Origin of the sequence: Peribacillus sp. ACCC06369 (assembly GCF_030348945.1) — a bacterium.
GTDB lineage: Bacteria > Bacillota > Bacilli > Bacillales > DSM-1321 > Peribacillus.
Genome location: NZ_JAUCEN010000002.1, coordinates 4,226,192 through 4,243,934 on the forward strand (window position 1 = coordinate 4,226,192; position 17,743 = coordinate 4,243,934).

A 17,743-nucleotide genomic window follows, 5' to 3' on the forward strand; every position below is an offset into this window, starting at 1 on the left:
CTTTGCCACATCTAGACCAACATTGCCGATCTTTGAACAGTTCTCTTAGTCCTCCGTGTATTTTCATAGCTTCACCCCACCCAGCCTTAAACATGTTTCTACAAGTAGGGGCAACAGCTTAATTCAATGAGTTTAGCAATCTGGCGAAATTAATTGACAATGATTATCATTACCATTAAGATATTGATAGTAATTGAAAATGAATATCATTACTAATTACATACATTTTTTAAACTTATACTATAATAAGCAAGGAGAAAATCAGAATGAAAAAACTATTCATACCATTCCTACTCTTGTTCGTACTTATTCTTAGTGCTTGTGGGAACAACGAGACAGCGAACGAAGATAATGCAGCCAAGACTAAAGAAGAAACATTTACCTATCAATCAGAAACTGGCCCTATTGAGATTCCTAAAAACCCAAAAAGAATAATTGCTCTCTCTAATGGACCTAATGTTTTGGCTTTAGAAGGTAATATCGTTGGGATAGATCAATGGACTAATATGAATCCCCTTTTTCAAGAAAAACTTAAGGGAGTGGAAGTCGTTTCAGAAGATAGCCTGGAGAAAATCATCGAACTGGAACCGGACCTAATCATAGTAGGATCCGAGATGAAAAATATTGGCAAACTAAATGAAATTGCTCCTACTGTAGTATTCACTTGGGGGAAATTGGATTATTTATCACAGCAGATAGAAATCGGAAAACTCTTAAACAAAGAAAAGGAAGCAAAAGAATGGGTTAATGATTTCAAAACGCGTGCAGAATCCGCAGGAGAAGCGATACGTGCAAAAATTGGCGAAGATGCAACCGTTTCTGTAATTGAAAATGATGCCAAGGAGTTTTATGTATTTGGAAATAATTATGCACGCGGGACAGAAATATTGTATCAAGCAATGGATTTGAAAATGCCTGCGAAAGTAAAAGAAAAGGCACTTAAATCAGGCATTTATGTCCTCTCATCGGAAGTGCTTCCTGAGTATTCTGGAGATTATATGATCTTTAGTAAAAACCCGGATGTTGTTAATTCATTTTTGGAGACTGATTCATGGAAAAATATACCTGCGGTTAAGAACGATCGTGTATTTGAAATAAATAGTAAAGCATCAACTTACAGTGATCCAATCACACTAGAGTATCTTCTGGAATTCTTCGAAAAATCATTTCTTAACAATTAATATGCAAAGAAGGAATTCATTTAATAAGAATTCCTTCTTTCAGACTGTAGACGAACTCGATGAAAACCGTGTTTGCCTACAGTTTTTTTATTTCTCCATACAAACTCTATGTAAAAAATGGAAGATGATAATTTTTCTAAGATTGATAACTGAATTGAAAAGCCTGTTTTGCCTCCACAATCTCTAGTAAAATACAAACTGCTTTTTAACATAGAAAGGGAATTTATTTCAACATCAAAAAAATTAGACTACCTCCGTCCGTACGTTTACGAACTGAAAGTAGCCTAATAATGAGTTTTATCCGTTTCCCTGATAGGTCAATTCAAGTAATCTCTTACTATGCCTTAATTTCAATAGAGGGGCTTATTGTAAAGTCAGCCTCTGTTTTACTTTTCACTTCATCAAGTGTTATGCCATTTTGCAATTCAATCAATTCCATACCCGCTTCTGTAAAATGAAATACGGCCAATTCTGTAATCAGGCAATGGACGACCTTTTCTCCCGTCAATGGCAGTGTACAACTCTTTTTCACTTTGGATTCCCCATGTTTGTTCACATGGTCCATGATGACAACGATCCGTTTTGCTCCTTGGACGAGGTCCATCGCACCTCCCATTCCTTTTACCATCTTCCCTGGAATCATCCAGTTTGCCAAGTCCCCATTTTCGGAAACTTCCATCCCGCCTAAAATGGCTAGATCGATGTGGCCGCCGCGAATCATTGCGAACGATTCAGCACTATCAAAAAATGATGCACCGGCTTTTGCCGTTACTGTTTCTTTTCCTGCATTAATCAAATCCGGATCGACTGCATCTTTTTCTGGATATGGTCCGATTCCCAGTAAGCCATTTTCCGATTGAAGCATAACATTAAAGTCATTTGGAATCATGTTAGCAATCAAGGTCGGCATTCCGATTCCTAAATTTACACACATACCATCTTGGATTTCTTTAACGGCCCGTTCTAAAATTTGTTGTCTAGTCATTCGAATACTCCTCCTTTTTATGCGTTAGCAGTTGTAAGTTTTTCAATTCGTTTTTCATAACGGTTTCCTACAAGTACTTTTTGTACATAAACCCCTGAAGTATGAATTTCATCTGGATCGAGCTCTCCTGTGTTCACAAGCTCCTCCACTTCAACAATCGTGACTTTCCCCGCGGTGGCAACGACAGGGTTAAAGTTTCTTGCCGTTTTCCGATAGACGAGATTACCGAAATGATCTGCTTTCCAAGCTTTCACAAAGGAAAAATCTCCGACTATTCCTTTTTCCATAATGTATGTGCGACCATCAAACTCTTTATGTTCTTTACCTTTGGCGACTTCCGTTCCTACTCCAGTAGCTGTATAGAAGGCAGGGATTCCTGCTCCACCCGCTCTTAGACGCTCAGCAAGCGTTCCTTGGGGAACTAGCTCGACCTCCAGCTCTCCACTTAAAAATTGCTGCTCAAATAATTTATTTTCCCCTACATAAGAAGCGATCATTTTTTTGATTTGTCTATTTTCCAGCAAAAGACCTAGACCCCAATCATCGACTCCACAATTGTTGCTGACAATGGTCAAATCCTTTACACCTTTATCACGCAAAGCAAAAATCAGATTTTCTGGAATTCCGCTTAATCCGAACCCGCCAACGATAATGGTTGCTCCATCCTCGATTTGTTGAATAGCGCTTTCAAAAGATGTTAATAATTTACTCATTTTCCATCATCTCCATTCCTAATACTATTCTATTAAATAAATAGGGAAGTTGCAAAAGCAAGGATGAACACAGTCACTGTTTTCAAAATCGTGATCGCAAAGATATCCTTGTAGGATTGACGATGTGTCAGTCCTGTAATAGCAAGTAAAGTAATAACGGCACCGTTATGTGGAAGCGTATCCATTCCGCCAGATGCCATGGATGCAATTCGATGTAGCATTTCCGGGCTGATTCCAACACTTTGAGCCACCTGTAAATAGTGACCGCCCATTACTTCTAACGCAATCGAAAGTCCACCAGATGCAGACCCTGTAATCCCTGCCAGTACATTGACGGCAATAGCCTCCGATACGAGTGGATTACCGCTTGCATTGAACACCCAGTTTTGAATCACCGAGAATCCAGGAAGCGTTTTCACAACATTACCAAAACCAACTTCAGACGCAGTATTGAATATCGCAAGCAAAGATCCCATTGCAGCAGCTGTTAATCCACTTGCCAATTTGAGCTTTATACGCCCAACATTCAGAAGCATCGCTGCAATAATACCGATTGTCAGTGCAACAATCAAAGACCAGGATGAAGTGACTGTGCTTACATCGGCAATATTGAAGGATTCCTTCAACACCGATGCATCATACCAGTGCTTAACCGAAATGGCACTGCGACTGAAAGCAAAATTAAACGCTACGACAAGGACGAGCGGTACGATGGACAGCCAAAAGTTAGGCAGGTTTTGCTCTTCGGCACTTTCCGGTTCATTAATATGTCCTTCCCCGTAGCCTTCACCATTTGCCACCGCTTGTTTACGACGACGTTCTAACCAGATCATTCCGCCAGTGAATACCATGATCGCGCCAATAATCCCGATTAATGGAGCTGCATAAGTATCTGTTCCGAAATAGTTCGTTGGAATGATATTTTGAATCTGTGGTGTTCCAGGAAGGGCATCCATCGTATAAGTGAATGCGCCTAATGCAATCGTTCCTGGCAATAATCGCTTAGGAATGTCTGCTTCTTTAAAAATTGCAGCTGCAAATGGATAAACGGCAAATGCCACTACAAACAGCGAAACCCCGCCATATGTCAGCGCCGAACAAGCCAGCACTACAGCAAGAATAGCCTGCTTTGAACCTAGTGATTTTACGATGGTCTTGGCAATGGATGCTGCTGCACCGCTCATCTCCATGACTTTTCCAAATACGGCCCCTAATAAAAATATCGGGAAAAATGCTTTTACATAGTTAGCAGCAAACGTCATATAAGTTTCTGTATAACTCGGCAGCAAATGCCCGCCAGATAAAATGACTGCCAATAACGTAACAATCGGCGCTATGATAATGACCGGATAGCCCCGATAGGCTAAAAAGATTAAAAGTCCTAAAGCCACAGCAATGGCTAAGATTTGAATCACCAATTTAATTCCCCCTTTTCTTTTCTCCCCTTGCCCCCAAATTATTTCGGAAGCCTTTAAGTAGAAACATTAATCTCCCTAAATTCCATATTTTTAATTTTTCCGCTTTCACCATCCAAACCTGCCTTCCCCAAGTCAAGCTGAATGATCTTACTAAGTGCTTCCCATTTATTGAGAACGCTTTCAACAAACTATTGAATTAAAAATCCCTTTTCATTTTACGTCGAAACACCAGATAAAATGACAGATAGGCCATTCACCAAAGTATTTATGCAATTCTTGTGCCAACTTATCCTAAATTAAAAAAACATCATCTTTTAAAGCCTTTTCAAAGATTTCATCTCTCTTTTTATAAATTGTAAAAGCTGAAACCCCTTAAAACTGTCAAGGTTTCAATACACAGAAGTCATAAACCCCAAAAAAGTGTAAACCTTTTCTTACAACATTCAAATTCCCTCTTGTTTTGTGTACGGATTTCTTAACACACTCAAGGATTTACGGGTGTAAAACATGCACAAATGTGTATCTATTCTTAAGAGGTGGTTTAAAAGTATAAAAAAAGTACCCTTTGGCTAAAGGGCACTTCAGAATGTCGACAAACTCCATAATAATGATTTTTTGAGGATTTGTATAAATTGACCGTTGCGTTCAACTCCAGGCACTCGCTTTCCGCGGGCGATCCGCCCTCGACACATTTGCGCCTGCGGGGTCTCCTTTGGACACGCTTTTCTAAGCAGGAGTTTCTCACACTCGTTCCAATCAAAATTGTTTTAAAATTCAGAAAGAACCCTTTGGCATAAGGGTTCTTTTCTACAATCATAAACCATATTTATTCATTTTTTCATACAGTGTTGTTCGGCTCACTCCGAGTCTCTTTGCCGTTTCTGATTTATTACCAGAAGTCATTTCCAAACATGAAACTATTGCACCCCGTTCAGTTTCATCCATTACTTCAGCTAAAGTGCGGATTGAGACTGATTCTTTATGTCCCGTTATTTCTTTAGGAAGATGCTTGGAACGTATCATTTCCTCTTCATCGACGATATTCAATGCACGTTCAATGATATTTTCCAACTCACGAATATTACCCGGCCATTTATAAAGGCGAAGGAGCCGTAATGCTTGATCACTCATGCCCTGTACGCGTTTTTTCATGAGGTTCTGGTACTTTTCAACAAAATGATTTACCAGTATTTCAATGTCTTCCGGTCGCTCCCTTAAGGAAGGTACGTGGATTTGCATGACCTTTAACCGGTAATACATATCAAGTCGGAATTCCCCTTTCGAGACCATTTCCTCCAAATTACGATTCGTTGCAGCAATTACCCGTACATCAATGGGAATGCTTCCCGTCGAGCCGACCCGTTCAATTTCTTTTTCTTGTAAAACACGGAGCAATTTCACTTGCATATGCAGTGGCAGCTCACCGATTTCATCCAGAAAAATCGTCCCGCCTTCAGCCGCTTCGAACTTACCTGCTTTTCCGCCTTTTTTTGCACCAGTGAAAGAACCCTCTTCATAGCCAAAAAGCTCTGACTCCAGCAGCTCTGCTGGGATGGCTGCACAGTTCACTTTGACAAATACACCCATGGCCCGTCTGCTGGCATTATGAATTGAATGCGCAAACAGTTCCTTACCAGTTCCGCTTTCACCCAATATCAACACATTTGAGTCGCTTTTAGCAGCAATTTTCGCTTGACCTTTTACTTCCATGAATTCTGGACTTCTTCCCATCAAATGATCAAACGTATAGGAGGCCTTATTTCTCTCGCGAAAATCGCCTTTGTACTTTTTCAGCTCTACTTCAAGTGAGTTTATCCGCTTGGAAAGAGCGGTGAACTGCCCGACATTCTTAAAAAGAATCTTCCCGACCGCTCCCATTAATTTACCTTGTTTCCGTATCGGGGAGCGGGTCGCAATTATATAATTATCTTTAATCTTCTGTAATTCAGCGACCTCTTGCTTTCCAGTTTTGGCGACCACATGCATACGGGTATTTTCAATGACCTCCGTTACATGTCTCCCAATAGAGCTTTCCTGATCGACTCCAAGAAAATCCGCATAAGCGTGGCTCAGCATTTGGACATACCCTTCCGTATCGACCATCACCAAGCCATCATAGGCAAATTCGATGATATCCTTAAACAGAATTTCTTCATGATTATCGATATTAAGGAAATCACTTTTATTATTTGTAAACAATAGGAGATAAATCTGATATTCCTCATCAACCATTTGAACGATTGCTTTTCTGACAATCCCATTATTACCTTTCAAACGAATAGGAGTATTTACGTCTGGTATAAGGTTTTTTTCGATAATTAAATTTACTCGCAGGTCAAATTGATTCTCGGCAAAAGCCTCAGATAATACGCTATTGCATAAAACGATTTCTTTTTCGTTTTTCGTTACCAAAACCCCAAAAGGTAATTCTTCCAATATCGCTTTCACCAATTCCAATTGAACAGTTTTATTATCGCTGGCCATTCCCATTCTCCTTAACCGGTCTGAAGTTCCCCCCATTATATCATAGGAAATTGAGGCCAATGCATCAACGTTCCACAATCAGCGCAGTTCCCTGTCCACCTCCGATACATAGGGTGGCAAGGCCGGTTTTTGCATCCCTACGCTTCATTTCATACAACAATGTCACTAAGATGCGGGCACCAGATGCACCTACCGGGTGGCCCAAAGCAATTGCCCCGCCATTTACATTCACTTTTTCCGGATTCAATTCAAGATCCTTCAGCACGGCAAGTGACTGGGCCGCAAAGGCTTCATTCACTTCCATCAAATCAATATCATCTATTGATAATCCCGCTTTTGCCAAAGCTTTTCTTGTCGCAGGCACTGGGCCGTATCCCATGATTTTCGGATCAAGCGCGGCGTTTCCATATGACTTAATTGTCGCTAGCGTTTCCAGTCCCAGCTCGTCCGCTTTTTCTTTGGACATCAGGACCAACATCGCCCCACCATCATTGATCCCGGATGCATTTCCAGCCGTAACCGTTCCATTTTCCTTAAAAGCAGGACGCAGCTTCGTTAGCTGGTCTATCGTCAGCCCATGACGTGGGTGCTCATCTTGGTCTACCAAGATTGTCTTTCCTCTGCGTTTATATTCAACAGGTACGATTTCATCTGCAAATCGTCCTTCTAGCTGCGCCTTTTCAGCCTTCAATTGGCTATCTAAAGCAAATTCATCCTGCTTTTCCCGGCTGATGTCCCACTGCTCCGCAATATTCTCCGCAGTCACGCCCATATGATACTGATTGAAAACATCCGTTAAGGCATCATAGGTCATTGAATCCACTGCTTCGGCATTACCCATTTTCTGTCCAAAACGATAATTTGGAAGTAAATACGGGGCATTGCTCATGCTTTCAATCCCCCCAGCAAGAATCACATCGGCATCACCAAGGGCAATGAATTGCGCTCCCATTATTACCGTACGGAGGCCAGACCCGCAAAGTTTATTAACGGCCATAGCCGGCGTTGTTTCCGGAATCCCTGCATGAATCGCAACCTGACGTGCCACATTTTGCCCTAATCCAGCAGATAGAATATTCCCGATCAATACCTCATCAATCATATCAGCCGAGATATTTGCCCGCTTAATCGCTTCCTTTGCTGCCACAACTCCCAAGTCAACCGCTGAAACATTGGCAAGACTGCCTCCAAACGCACCCACTGGTGTTCTTGCTGCCCCTACTATCACTACTTCTCTCATAGTACTTCCTCCTTCTCCATTTTTAATTTACCTAGTTTAATAAAATTACGGTCCCTCTCATTGATTTTCTGAGAAACGGTAGATTCCTCATACGTGAAAATCCCTTCACCCGACTTCGCCCCAAGCTTCCCCTTTTCGACCAAATCACGAATCAAAACAGGGGCTTCCTTACTCTGATCCAACACTGGTGAAACATTATCAAAAACACGCTGCCATGTATCCAGTCCGCCAAAATCAGCAATCTCGATTGGCCCTGTAAATGCCCATCGAAAACCTGGTCCTGCCGTTATCGCTGTATCAATATCCTCAGCATTGGCAACGCCCTCTTTTAATAGATAAAAGGCTTCCCGCATCAAGGCAGTCTGCAAACGGTTAGCAATGAATCCTGCTATTTCTTTTTTCAAGAGAATCGGAGACTTACCGATTTTACGCATCAAATCAAGTGTTGTCTTGACGACTTCCGGCTTTGTGCCGTTATGCTGAACAACTTCAACCAAAGGAACCAAATGGCCAGGATTAAAGAAATGCGTGATAACCATTCGGTCCGCAAACGAGGCCTTCTCCATCAATTGGGAAATCGGAAAGGTCGATGTATTTGAAGCTACAATTGCATCCGGTTTGATTATCTTCTCCAATTGCTGATAAAGATCCAACTTCAACCCGATGACTTCCGGAATGGCCTCAATGATAAAATCAGCATCCCTTATAGCCTCTTCCAAATCTACACTATATGTAATATTAGCTAAGGCACCTTGCTTTTCCCGATCAGTCAAGACCCCTTCCTCAATGAGCAATGCTAGATTCTCAGAGATTCGATTTTGGGCATATGATAGATACTCTTCCTTTATATCGTTGATGGTGACGGAATACCCGCCAACTGCAAATGATTGAGTGATTCCACTCCCCATTACACCTGAACCGATAATGGCTATTTTTTTAATCATCCAGATTCTCCTTTCTTATCCGTTTAAATTACCTGCTTTTACTCACCTTTTTATGTATGCAATATCTGTGCCAGCAATATGGGTAAACAAAAATTCTTTTGTTATTTTGAAAATCATGATAGACTCTTACTCAATAACCTATACCATATTTTCATAACCTTCCCTTTATATTCCCTTCCCTTGTTAAATATCCCTGTTCACCAACTTAAAATGACAGACCTGGACCATTACATTTTTATTGGAGGAATGTAATATGGTTAAAGATAAAGTGGCGATAATTACCGGATCTGCCAGAGGAATTGGCTTTGAGATTGGAAAAATATTTGCTGAAAATGGCGCAAAGGTCGTTTTGTCCGACCTTGATCTAAACACTGTTGAAAAAGCTGCATTGGACCTAAGGAACAAAGGCTTGGATGTTATCGGCTTAAAAGCAGACGTAACAAGTGAAGAAGATATTATCCAACTAATCAAACAAGCTAAAGACAAATATGGACGAATTGATATTTTCATTAATAACGCCGGCCTTCAACATGTTGCACCAATCGAAGAGTTTCCAACTGAAAAATTCGAACTGATGATCAAAATCATGCTGACCGCTCCATTCATCGCGATCAAGAACGTTTTGCCCATCATGAAAGAACAAGGCTTCGGCAGAATCATCAACATCTCTTCCATTAACGGGCTAATTGGATTCGCCAACAAAGCAGCTTACAATAGTGCAAAACACGGTGTAATCGGATTAACGAAAGTAGCCGCCTTAGAAAGCGCCTCTTCAGGCATAACCGTAAATGCCCTTTGCCCAGGATACGTGGACACACCTCTCGTCCGCGGTCAACTGGAGGACTTAGCAAAAACAAGGCAAGTACCGCTGGAAAGCGTTTTGGAAGAAGTCATCTATCCGCTCGTCCCACAAAACCGCTTGCTCGACGTAAGCGAAATTGCCGACTACGCCATTTTCCTTGCAAGCGACAAAGCACGAGGCATCACCGGCCAGGCAGTTGTGTTAGATGGCGGGTATACAGCTCAATAAAATACATCTTGCAAAAGAACAAAAGCCCGAATGAATGGCACCAAAAAGGTGCTCTTTTATTCGGGCTTTTCTGCATTCATGGAATAACAGGACAGACTTTTTCCTGAGGAAGGAATGTGGAAAATTTTGGTGGCGCAAAGGATTTCCACATGTTACAGTATTATAGGAATACCTTCCATTTTACAAAAATAAAAGGAGGCCCCGTCATGATTATTAAGTGGGTTAGACTGCGATAATTAAAGGGGCAGGCCAATCATGCTCCGGAAAGAATTTATTGATCTGCGTAATTAGATAATATTTAATACGGAGGTAAAAAACATGAGTGAACAGATACTGAAAATAAATAAAGTCGATATATGTACGGAAAGTTTTGGAAACCCTAAGGACCCTGCTGTGCTTTTAATCATGGGAGCCATGTCTTCATTAGACTGGTGGGATGAGGATTTCTGTCTCCGACTCGCTGGTCAGGGGAGGTTTGTCATTCGGTACGATCATCGGGATCTGGGACGATCGGCCGTTTATGAACCCGGTACTTCCAACTATACAATAACGGACATGGCTGACGATGCCGTGGGTGTCCTGGACGCTTATTCCATAAAGCAAGCTCATATCGTCGGAATGTCCCTAGGCGGTATGATCGGCCAGATTCTTGCCTTAAAATATCCGAAACGCGTATTTACCCTTACGCTAATTGCATCAAGTGTGTTCGGGACTGTGATGGAAAAACTGCCTCCAATGGACCAGACTATATTGGATCACCATGCGAAGAGTGCTTCCATCGATTGGTCAAATCGGGAGGCGGCCATCCCTTACCTTGCGGACGGATGGAAAACATTAGCCGGTTCCAAACCTTATGAGCAGGAAAGAATGTATAAACTGGCGGAAAGAGAGTTTGATCGCGCCAAACAGCTACCGAGCAGATTTAATCATGCCATGCTGCAAGGCGGGGACGTGTATTACGATAGAATTGGTGAGATCAGTGTGCCTGTCCTCATTATCCATGGCACAGAAGATCCAGCCCTGCCATACGAGCACGGGCTTGCACTTACGAAAGCCATCCCTCATGCAGAATTAGTGACTCTTGATGGATCAGGGCATGAGATTCATAGTGAAGATTGGGACAAAATTATAGATTCAGTTATAAAGCTTAGTTCGTGGTAAAAGAATAAGTCGAAGATGACCCTAATAAAAGCCCAATTTCTCAGTGGTACAAACGAGAAATTGGGCTTCCTTTGTTATATAGCGTACACAAACGTTAATTCAAATGCGTGGTACTGTTTAAAAATCTAATAAGTTTATCTGGATGTTCGGTATACTCAAGAAGATGAATGCCAGTATTATTGGAATTGAACCACACATCATCAATTTCGTGTGGCAATTGAAGAAAACTTTCAATTATTTTTGTAATCATACCCCCGTGGGACACAACCGCAATCCTTTTATAGTTTGCACTGTTTTCTCTAAGATGGGAAAGTACATTTTGAGCTCGTAATCTAAAATCAGATTCACTCTCCCTATCTTGCATCTCTCGTAACTCATCCAAGAATGTTACTGGACATTTGATAGTATTGGATAAAGTTTCGGCAGTTTTACTGGCACGAATCAAGGTACTTGACCATATGAATTCCGGTGGAAACTCTTCTGAAACACGACGACACATTTTTTCCACTTGTTCCACGCCCTTAATAGTTAGCGGTAAATCTGTAGATCCTTCATAATTTTCTTCTAAAAAATCGTCTTCTGACTCACCATGTCGAATTAATAGTATCTGCAAGATAACACCTCAATTTTGTTTATTTATCCAAATTAGTAATTCTATTCAATGTTTAATAAAACCTTTAAAAGAATAAAAACAGAGGTATTCGTTACAATTTATACCTGCATGAAACTTGTTCCTTGCATAAGAAAAGGAGCTGCTGATCAGCTCCTGGTAATGAAGTAAAGCATCCGTTAGTCGAACAAGACTGAGTTTTACCGTGTATAATGTTCTCTAAAAATCAGTTTATATTTTGGCTTAAAATCAATTTCTATTGTTTGTTGGGAATCCTCATTCAGAACCGTTAAAAGTACACTTGAAAGTTCCCTTTTGTCTGCTGTAATCTCAAACTTTTCAACTCGTTTTAAATCCAAAAGTGATAACAATTTATTTGAAGTCGGTAGAGTTACTTGTATTTTCACTTCACCGTAAGATGGAGATAGTGTAACAATAAAGTCTTCCTCTCCATTAGAAAATTGATATGTTGCTTTATTGTGATAAAATGGTAAACCTTTCTCAGTGGTATCAAATAATGTAGGTTCACACTCAAACAACGAAAGAAGATCGTCTTCATCCGGGAATACATTCACTCACCATCACCACCTTTCAACTCCCTATTTTAACATTTTCTTGTTGAGCTAAACTGTCCCATTTGTTGCATAAGAGGAGCTGCTGATCAGCAATAATAAACTGTTCAGAAAAAAAGGATAAAAAGTAAATTAATCCCTTTTATCCTTTTCAAGTAGCTCAATTACTCTATCAAGTTTTTGTTTTACGCTATTGGATTTGTTTGTCCTTGTAAGAAGGGAACGAACGAAAAAGTAAACAGCAAAAATGATACCAAACAACAAAATAAACATAATAAGTTGAAATACTATATCACCGGCATTAAAATTCAAAAAAAATCCACCTTTTCTCTTTTTTTGAATTAATTATAACATATATAAACTGCGCAGAACGTCTACACTAAGCTTGTTGAACTAACAACCTACGCCTATTGTTGAATAAGAAAAATAGAAGTAAAGCTAAAGCACACCATAGTTCTTAAAAGCACCCTAAGTATCTTTCAACAAGCTAGTGAAACTTCTGCTCATTTACAATTCTTATACCATTTATCTGTTTTAAATTCCTCTGGAATAGATTGCTCGGCAGGGTCATCAAATCCTAATTGTTCAAGGACTTCAAACCATAAATCTCTTTTAGAACCAGGTAATTTCGTGCCACACCAGGGACAATAGGTTATCTCTATACTTGAGCTGCCACCATCCTGGATTATTAACCCATATTCATCAAATTTATCATTATAAGTAATCAAAGTGTCTGGACAATCAAATGGGTCAGCGTGAACGTTGCACATAATATTAACTTGATCTTTCATAGTTTCGCAGCAGTGATCATTCATAAAAATCTCCTTGAGTTCAAACCTTTATTGGTTTCTAAGTACATGGGTTTAATGTTATTTTAATCCCTTGTTGAAGTAGAGCACCTGTTAGTTGAATATTGTAGAGTTGGCACAAACTATTCGTATAGTTTTTTAGATATCTTTTTTACTTCTTTATATATTTGTGTAAGTAATATTAGCATATGTATTGGGAATCCGATGGCAAGTCCCACCAATGGAGAATAAGGCCCAGCGAAAGTAAAGAGCGATACAAGTGTAATAGTTATATATACAGAGATAATTAGTGCAATCAAATAAAATTCCCCTTTTTTAGCTAATTATAGATACCCATTTAGTTCCATAATTCCATTTACCAACAACATATTTTATCGTCAAAAAAACAAAAAAATTTCCTAATCAAGAATCAAATACGGCTGCCTATCCTGTTCAAGCTTTTCTTCTTAAACTCCCCTGCCCCGTTAGTTCTACAAAAAAATCAACATACCCTTTAACAGAGCCGGCTTAAAAAATGTAATATATTTACACATAACCACTGGAACATCTGTTCTATTTATGTTATTATTATAAAAACAAAAAAAAGATCTGATCCTACCAAACGATTTGATCCGTAATTATAATTAAAGGTCGGTTGTATCCGCGGGCCTTACACGGTTGTACCGCTGAGCCGAGCCAATTGCTCTAGGGTGCCGGTAAAGACAGCTCCGAACTTCAGCTAACGCACCCATTAATTTAATAATCTGTTTAAATTTGAAAGGATTGAACCAACAATCTTCATCATTGACAATTTTCTTTTTTTCTTCAAAATCTATATTTAGCTCACTCTCTTGATACCTGCTGCCGTACTCACGATTATTGCTATGGTACTTACAAATCATACCCGGGTCGTTGTAAATGTGACCAAAACCTTATCAATTGTGCGAAATCAACTAACATTTTGGTTGGGGCGATATTGTAATCGTATTTGAAGGAATAATGCGTGCAAATTCGACTTCTTATTCATAATGAAAAAGCTGCCTTAAAGACAGCTCCTATCTTCAACGCACCAGTTAACTCAATAACGATCGATCTACTCTCGGTGTTTATCAAGCATTTGTTTTAAATATTCTTCAGATTTCCCCTTTGGTATACTGAGGCTTTCCCATTTATTGTTTTTTACTTGTTTACCAATATAAACAATTTGCCCAACATGATAAGAATAATGTGCCATTTGCCTCTCAATAGCCTCTAATACCAAATGACCTTCTCCACGAATATATATTTTTTTTAATAAATCTTGCTCACTTAAACCAGTTAATGTATCAATCAGGGTTTGCCAACCCTTTTCCCAAACAATTGTGAGCTCTGATTTTGAAGATATATCATCTGAAAATTCTTCGTCACGATTTCTATATTCCTTCTCTCCGTCTGTTGTTAAAAAGTCAGTCCACCTTGAAACCATATTTCCACTCAGATGCTTTACTATTATTGCGATACTATTTGACACGTCATTATAAGTCCAATAGATCTCCTCTTCAGATAATTGGTTTATCGTTTTATCTCCAAGATCTTTTACACTTTTAAATCTTTCAATTACAATTTTTAAATATTCGTTTCCTATATTCATTATTCCGCCCCCTACAATTAATCTGATTTCTTAGAGCCTTCACAACTAAACTGCCAAGTTAGCTCCTATCCCCATTTCTTGATTTAATAATAATAAAAGACGGTCTCCGGTTTTCATTAATTAATTTCGGCATTTGCTCTAATCCAGTAGGGATTGATTGTGGTTCAATAATCTTTTCTACTACAAACCCATTATCTATAAGTGTATTTATTAAAGTTGAAATGGTTCTATGATATATAATCACACCATCAATATACCAATGTTGTTCCCTTTTTCCTTCTTCCTGGTAATTATCCAATGCCCAATGTAATTTAACCCCTTCATTATCGTGAATCCAATTATCCATCTCTTTTCGAGCTGTAACTATCGGATGTTCAGTTGAAAAGATAAATTCACCGTTCTTTTTTAATAATCCATTAATCTTCTTAATTAGGTTTGGGTAATCTTCTATGTAATGAATAGCCAAAGAACTTATGATTAAGTCCAATTTTTGATTTGGTAGATCCAGGTCTTCTATTGGTATGCACATATAATCTATTTTCTCGTGATTGTTATCTTTTTTCGCCTGTTCAATCATATTTCTTGAAATATCTACACCTAAAACTTTCGAAGCACCGTTTTCTATACAATACCTTGAAAAATGACCAGTTCCACAACCTAAATCTAATATTGATTTCCCCTTAAGGTTTGAAATGGTAGATTTAATTGATGGCTGCTCAACAAAATCATTATAGGTAACACCACTCTCACGTAACGACGCATATTCATTAAAGAAAATCTGATTATCATAAATATTTTGTTTCATTCATTTCCTCCCCCTGTTCTAGCATTAATCTATTAATATTAATTCTCGAAACATAATAAAAAGACCTCTTTTGCTTAGACCTGCCACCGATAGTTCCATAATAAAAAAGCTGCCTAAGGCAGCTACGATCCCCAGCTAAAAATAAATAAGAGCTGTCGAAACAGCTCTTCGGATAAATCTTATGCCTATGCTTACTTTTTCAAAACGGGAATCCAGATTTCACTTCGAAATGTTGGTGAGGTTACATCTTTATTTTCGTTCCAAAGGATTTCCGGCCCCTCGATTTGTTCATAGTTAGAGGATGGAAACCATTCGGAATAAATACGGCCCCATACATTTTGCAGTGTTTCAGGAAAAGGTCCGACTGCTTCGAATACCGCCCATGTAGATGCATCAACTTCAAGCTGTGTTAAGTTATCTGAACATTCCTTCGTTGTAGCTGCGCCGATATAATGATCAAGCTCCCCTTTTTCCTCCAGCCTGCCTTCGGAAAAGTTCGTAGATGCACTAAGCAGTCCGGTTGGCTCGACATTCGAAAGGTCTTTAAGTTCATTTATCATTTTCTCGTCTAAACTTTGCCACATGGATGCAATCTCTGGATTAACCCCGTTAAAAATGATCGGAACTCTTTTTTTAATTCCAATAATGCGAAATGCCTCTTTTTCTTCAATTCGGTAGTTCATTTCACTGCCTCCTTTAATGGATAATTGGAAGGACATCGGTGGAAAGGCTTTAAGTGAATGGCCATTACTTCTCGCTTCTGATGGTGTGATACCATGCAAATGTTGAAACGCCCTTGTAAAAGAGTCCGGTGAGCTGTACCCGTACTTTATCGCTATATCAATGACCTTTATCTTGTTATCTTTAAGCTCAAACGCCGCAAGCGTAAGTCGTCTTCGGCGGATATACTCGGATAGGGAAATACCTGCCAGGAAGGAAAACATCCTTTTAAAATGATATTCCGAACAATAAGCTAGCCTTGCAACTTCTTTAAAGTCAATTTCATTCGTAAGATTGTCTTCAATGAATTTAATGGCGCCATTCATATTTTTGAGCAAATCCATTCAATGACCTCCCTTATATCAACAGAATAGCAGGAGTTGAAACTAATCATCCGACATTCTGTGCACGATTATGCAGGGTCTAATCCTACTTCAGCTAAACTTCAGTTAGTTTAAGTACAACCCCTCACAATCTCTTTATAGACTTTCAATAAAAAAGCAACCTTTTACAAAAGTAAAGAAAACGATCACACTGTAAGTCATTTTATTATTTTTATTCATGTTCAGTAAGAAGAAGCTTTTCGTTCAAAATTCTTTAAATTGGGCAACCGCATTTTTTGATTGATTTTAATCAAAATGGCCCTTTTATTCACCCCGAAATTATATTTTTTAACGAACCGCTGTCATATATCCGTTATATAAACCATCACATTTTTCAAGGCATTCTAAATATAATTGTCTGATTTCTGATATAGGACATAGTTTTATATAACTTTCATCTTTTATTATCCTAATTAGTGGGTTCATTTCGTAATAATAACTATATTCTTGGTTTTCTTTATTTAAAATGCTTTTATATCTTTCTAAAATAGTTATATAAGCATCGTCAATTAACCTGTATTCACATTTGGCTCTCTCTTGTTTATAAAACGTATAGATTTCTCTTGCGAAAAATTCACTTTCCGTAAAGAAGGAAGAACTTACTGGCGAATAATATAGATACTGATCTTGATAAGGTCTCTTACAAATCTGCATTCTATGCCAACTTTTAACTTCTTTATACCGATCTCCTAAAGCTTTATGATTATTCGATATCGTTTTTATTTGGAGATTCGATACATATTGAAAAATAGCAGAATTATTTTCATAGTCAGAAATCGTAGTTATAGAACACCAGCATATATAGTTATTATCTAATATCCCAATAATGCAGACCTCTTGTTTTGGACTAATGTATATATCAAAAGAAACTTCCTTATCATTTACTTTATAATTTGGAACTACACTATGATTTTGCTTGATCAAATTAAATTTTTCCATTTTAATTCCTCATATCTTTTCGTATATATACTGTTTTCCTGCATATAAGTAAGAATTGCTGCTTCAGCCCTTTTGCTCTATAAGAAAAGAGCAATTCGTCACTGTCCCTTAGAGAACTTTTGCACCTGCTAATGAAAATA

The 17,743-nt window shown here is 38.8% G+C and carries 17 protein-coding genes; 3 read left to right on the plus strand and 14 right to left on the minus strand.

What is annotated here, in order from left to right; genetic code table 11:
* The first annotated feature begins 266 nt into the window (after nt 1–266).
* Nucleotides 267–1,181 carry an iron-hydroxamate ABC transporter substrate-binding protein gene (locus tag QUF78_RS21460; RefSeq protein ID WP_289326245.1) on the plus strand — a complete coding sequence of 305 codons (915 nt, stop codon included), beginning with the start codon at nt 267–269 and terminating at the stop codon, nt 1,179–1,181.
* A 337-nt stretch (nt 1,182–1,518) separates the two neighbouring features.
* Here the strand turns inward: QUF78_RS21460 and QUF78_RS21465 are convergent, their stop codons facing one another.
* The 6 genes from QUF78_RS21465 to QUF78_RS21490 form a co-directional block, all read right to left on the minus strand.
* Entirely contained in the window at nt 1,519–2,166 is a 648-nt protein-coding gene (locus tag QUF78_RS21465) for a 3-oxoacid CoA-transferase subunit B (RefSeq protein ID WP_370016234.1), read from the minus strand.
* A gap of 17 nt (nt 2,167–2,183) precedes the next feature.
* Nucleotides 2,184–2,879 (minus strand): CoA transferase subunit A, encoded by a 696-nt coding sequence (locus QUF78_RS21470; RefSeq protein ID WP_289326246.1) that lies wholly within the window; start codon nt 2,877–2,879, stop codon nt 2,184–2,186.
* A gap of 32 nt (nt 2,880–2,911) precedes the next feature.
* Complete coding sequence (locus QUF78_RS21475; protein WP_289326247.1) at nt 2,912–4,297, minus strand: GntP family permease; 1,386 nt, start codon at nt 4,295–4,297, stop codon at nt 2,912–2,914.
* Nucleotides 4,298–5,110: 813 nt separating this feature from the next.
* Complete coding sequence (locus tag QUF78_RS21480) at nt 5,111–6,781, minus strand: sigma-54 interaction domain-containing protein (RefSeq protein WP_289326248.1); 1,671 nt, start codon at nt 6,779–6,781, stop codon at nt 5,111–5,113.
* A 64-nt stretch (nt 6,782–6,845) separates the two neighbouring features.
* Nucleotides 6,846–8,021, minus strand: a complete 1,176-nt coding sequence (locus QUF78_RS21485) for an acetyl-CoA C-acetyltransferase (RefSeq protein WP_289326249.1) — start codon at nt 8,019–8,021, stop codon at nt 6,846–6,848.
* Nucleotides 8,018–8,965, minus strand: a complete 948-nt coding sequence (locus QUF78_RS21490) for a 3-hydroxyacyl-CoA dehydrogenase family protein (protein WP_289326250.1) — start codon at nt 8,963–8,965, stop codon at nt 8,018–8,020. Before QUF78_RS21490 ends, QUF78_RS21485 begins: the two co-directional genes overlap by 4 nt.
* 253 nt (nt 8,966–9,218) lie before the next feature.
* On the opposite strand from QUF78_RS21490, the gene QUF78_RS21495 reads away from it, so the two are divergent.
* On the plus strand, nt 9,219–9,995 hold the full coding sequence (locus QUF78_RS21495) for a 3-hydroxybutyrate dehydrogenase (RefSeq protein WP_289326251.1): 777 nt from the start codon (nt 9,219–9,221) through the stop codon (nt 9,993–9,995).
* A 318-nt stretch (nt 9,996–10,313) separates the two neighbouring features.
* Nucleotides 10,314–11,156, plus strand: coding sequence for a CBF family alpha/beta fold macrolide esterase (gene mleCBF / locus QUF78_RS21500; protein WP_289326252.1), 843 nt, complete (start codon nt 10,314–10,316; stop codon nt 11,154–11,156).
* A gap of 94 nt (nt 11,157–11,250) precedes the next feature.
* Here the strand turns inward: mleCBF and QUF78_RS21505 are convergent, their stop codons facing one another.
* The 8 genes from QUF78_RS21505 to QUF78_RS21540 all read right to left on the minus strand — a co-directional run bounded on the left by QUF78_RS21505 (nt 11,251) and on the right by QUF78_RS21540 (nt 17,603).
* Entirely contained in the window at nt 11,251–11,769 is a 519-nt protein-coding gene (locus QUF78_RS21505; RefSeq protein WP_289326253.1) for a histidine phosphatase family protein, read from the minus strand.
* A gap of 197 nt (nt 11,770–11,966) precedes the next feature.
* A complete protein-coding gene (locus QUF78_RS21510) occupies nt 11,967–12,341 on the minus strand; it encodes a hypothetical protein (protein WP_289326254.1) in 375 nt (124 codons plus the stop codon).
* 129 nt (nt 12,342–12,470) lie between these two features.
* Nucleotides 12,471–12,650, minus strand: a complete 180-nt coding sequence (locus tag QUF78_RS21515; protein WP_289326255.1) for a DUF4083 domain-containing protein — start codon at nt 12,648–12,650, stop codon at nt 12,471–12,473.
* Between the two features lie 191 nt (nt 12,651–12,841).
* A complete protein-coding gene (locus tag QUF78_RS21520) occupies nt 12,842–13,153 on the minus strand; it encodes a DUF6980 family protein (RefSeq protein ID WP_483313861.1) in 312 nt (103 codons plus the stop codon).
* 1,066 nt (nt 13,154–14,219) lie between these two features.
* Nucleotides 14,220–14,756, minus strand: a complete 537-nt coding sequence (locus QUF78_RS21525; RefSeq protein WP_289326257.1) for a DUF1572 domain-containing protein — start codon at nt 14,754–14,756, stop codon at nt 14,220–14,222.
* A 58-nt stretch (nt 14,757–14,814) separates the two neighbouring features.
* Nucleotides 14,815–15,561 carry a class I SAM-dependent methyltransferase gene (locus tag QUF78_RS21530; RefSeq protein ID WP_289326258.1) on the minus strand — a complete coding sequence of 249 codons (747 nt, stop codon included), beginning with the start codon at nt 15,559–15,561 and terminating at the stop codon, nt 14,815–14,817.
* Nucleotides 15,562–15,752: 191 nt separating this feature from the next.
* Nucleotides 15,753–16,625, minus strand: coding sequence for an AraC family transcriptional regulator (locus QUF78_RS21535; protein ID WP_289326259.1), 873 nt, complete (start codon nt 16,623–16,625; stop codon nt 15,753–15,755).
* A gap of 327 nt (nt 16,626–16,952) precedes the next feature.
* Nucleotides 16,953–17,603: a hypothetical protein gene (locus tag QUF78_RS21540; RefSeq protein WP_289326260.1), complete on the minus strand. Its 651-nt coding sequence runs from the start codon at nt 17,601–17,603 to the stop codon at nt 16,953–16,955.
* Between the last annotated feature and the right edge of the window lie 140 nt (nt 17,604–17,743).

Excerpts from the sequence above, each read along its gene's own strand:
- QUF78_RS21540 (WP_289326260.1), bottom strand. The coding sequence starts at position 17,603 with ATGGAAAAATTTAATTTGATCAAGCAAAATCATAGTGTAGTTCCAAAT.
- QUF78_RS21530 (WP_289326258.1), bottom strand. The coding sequence starts at position 15,561 with ATGAAACAAAATATTTATGATAATCAGATTTTCTTTAATGAATATGCG.
- QUF78_RS21495 (WP_289326251.1), top strand. The coding sequence starts at position 9,219 with ATGGTTAAAGATAAAGTGGCGATAATTACCGGATCTGCCAGAGGAATT.
- QUF78_RS21520 (WP_483313861.1), bottom strand. The coding sequence starts at position 13,153 with ATGAATGATCACTGCTGCGAAACTATGAAAGATCAAGTTAATATTATG.
- QUF78_RS21490 (WP_289326250.1), bottom strand. The coding sequence starts at position 8,965 with ATGATTAAAAAAATAGCCATTATCGGTTCAGGTGTAATGGGGAGTGGA.
- QUF78_RS21525 (WP_289326257.1), bottom strand. The coding sequence starts at position 14,756 with ATGAATATAGGAAACGAATATTTAAAAATTGTAATTGAAAGATTTAAA.
- QUF78_RS21470 (WP_289326246.1), bottom strand. The coding sequence starts at position 2,879 with ATGAGTAAATTATTAACATCTTTTGAAAGCGCTATTCAACAAATCGAG.
- QUF78_RS21535 (WP_289326259.1), bottom strand. The coding sequence starts at position 16,625 with ATGGATTTGCTCAAAAATATGAATGGCGCCATTAAATTCATTGAAGAC.
- mleCBF (WP_289326252.1), top strand. The coding sequence starts at position 10,314 with ATGAGTGAACAGATACTGAAAATAAATAAAGTCGATATATGTACGGAA.
- QUF78_RS21485 (WP_289326249.1), bottom strand. The coding sequence starts at position 8,021 with ATGAGAGAAGTAGTGATAGTAGGGGCAGCAAGAACACCAGTGGGTGCG.
- QUF78_RS21460 (WP_289326245.1), top strand. The coding sequence starts at position 267 with ATGAAAAAACTATTCATACCATTCCTACTCTTGTTCGTACTTATTCTT.
- QUF78_RS21465 (WP_370016234.1), bottom strand. The coding sequence starts at position 2,166 with ATGACTAGACAACAAATTTTAGAACGGGCCGTTAAAGAAATCCAAGAT.
- QUF78_RS21480 (WP_289326248.1), bottom strand. The coding sequence starts at position 6,781 with ATGGCCAGCGATAATAAAACTGTTCAATTGGAATTGGTGAAAGCGATA.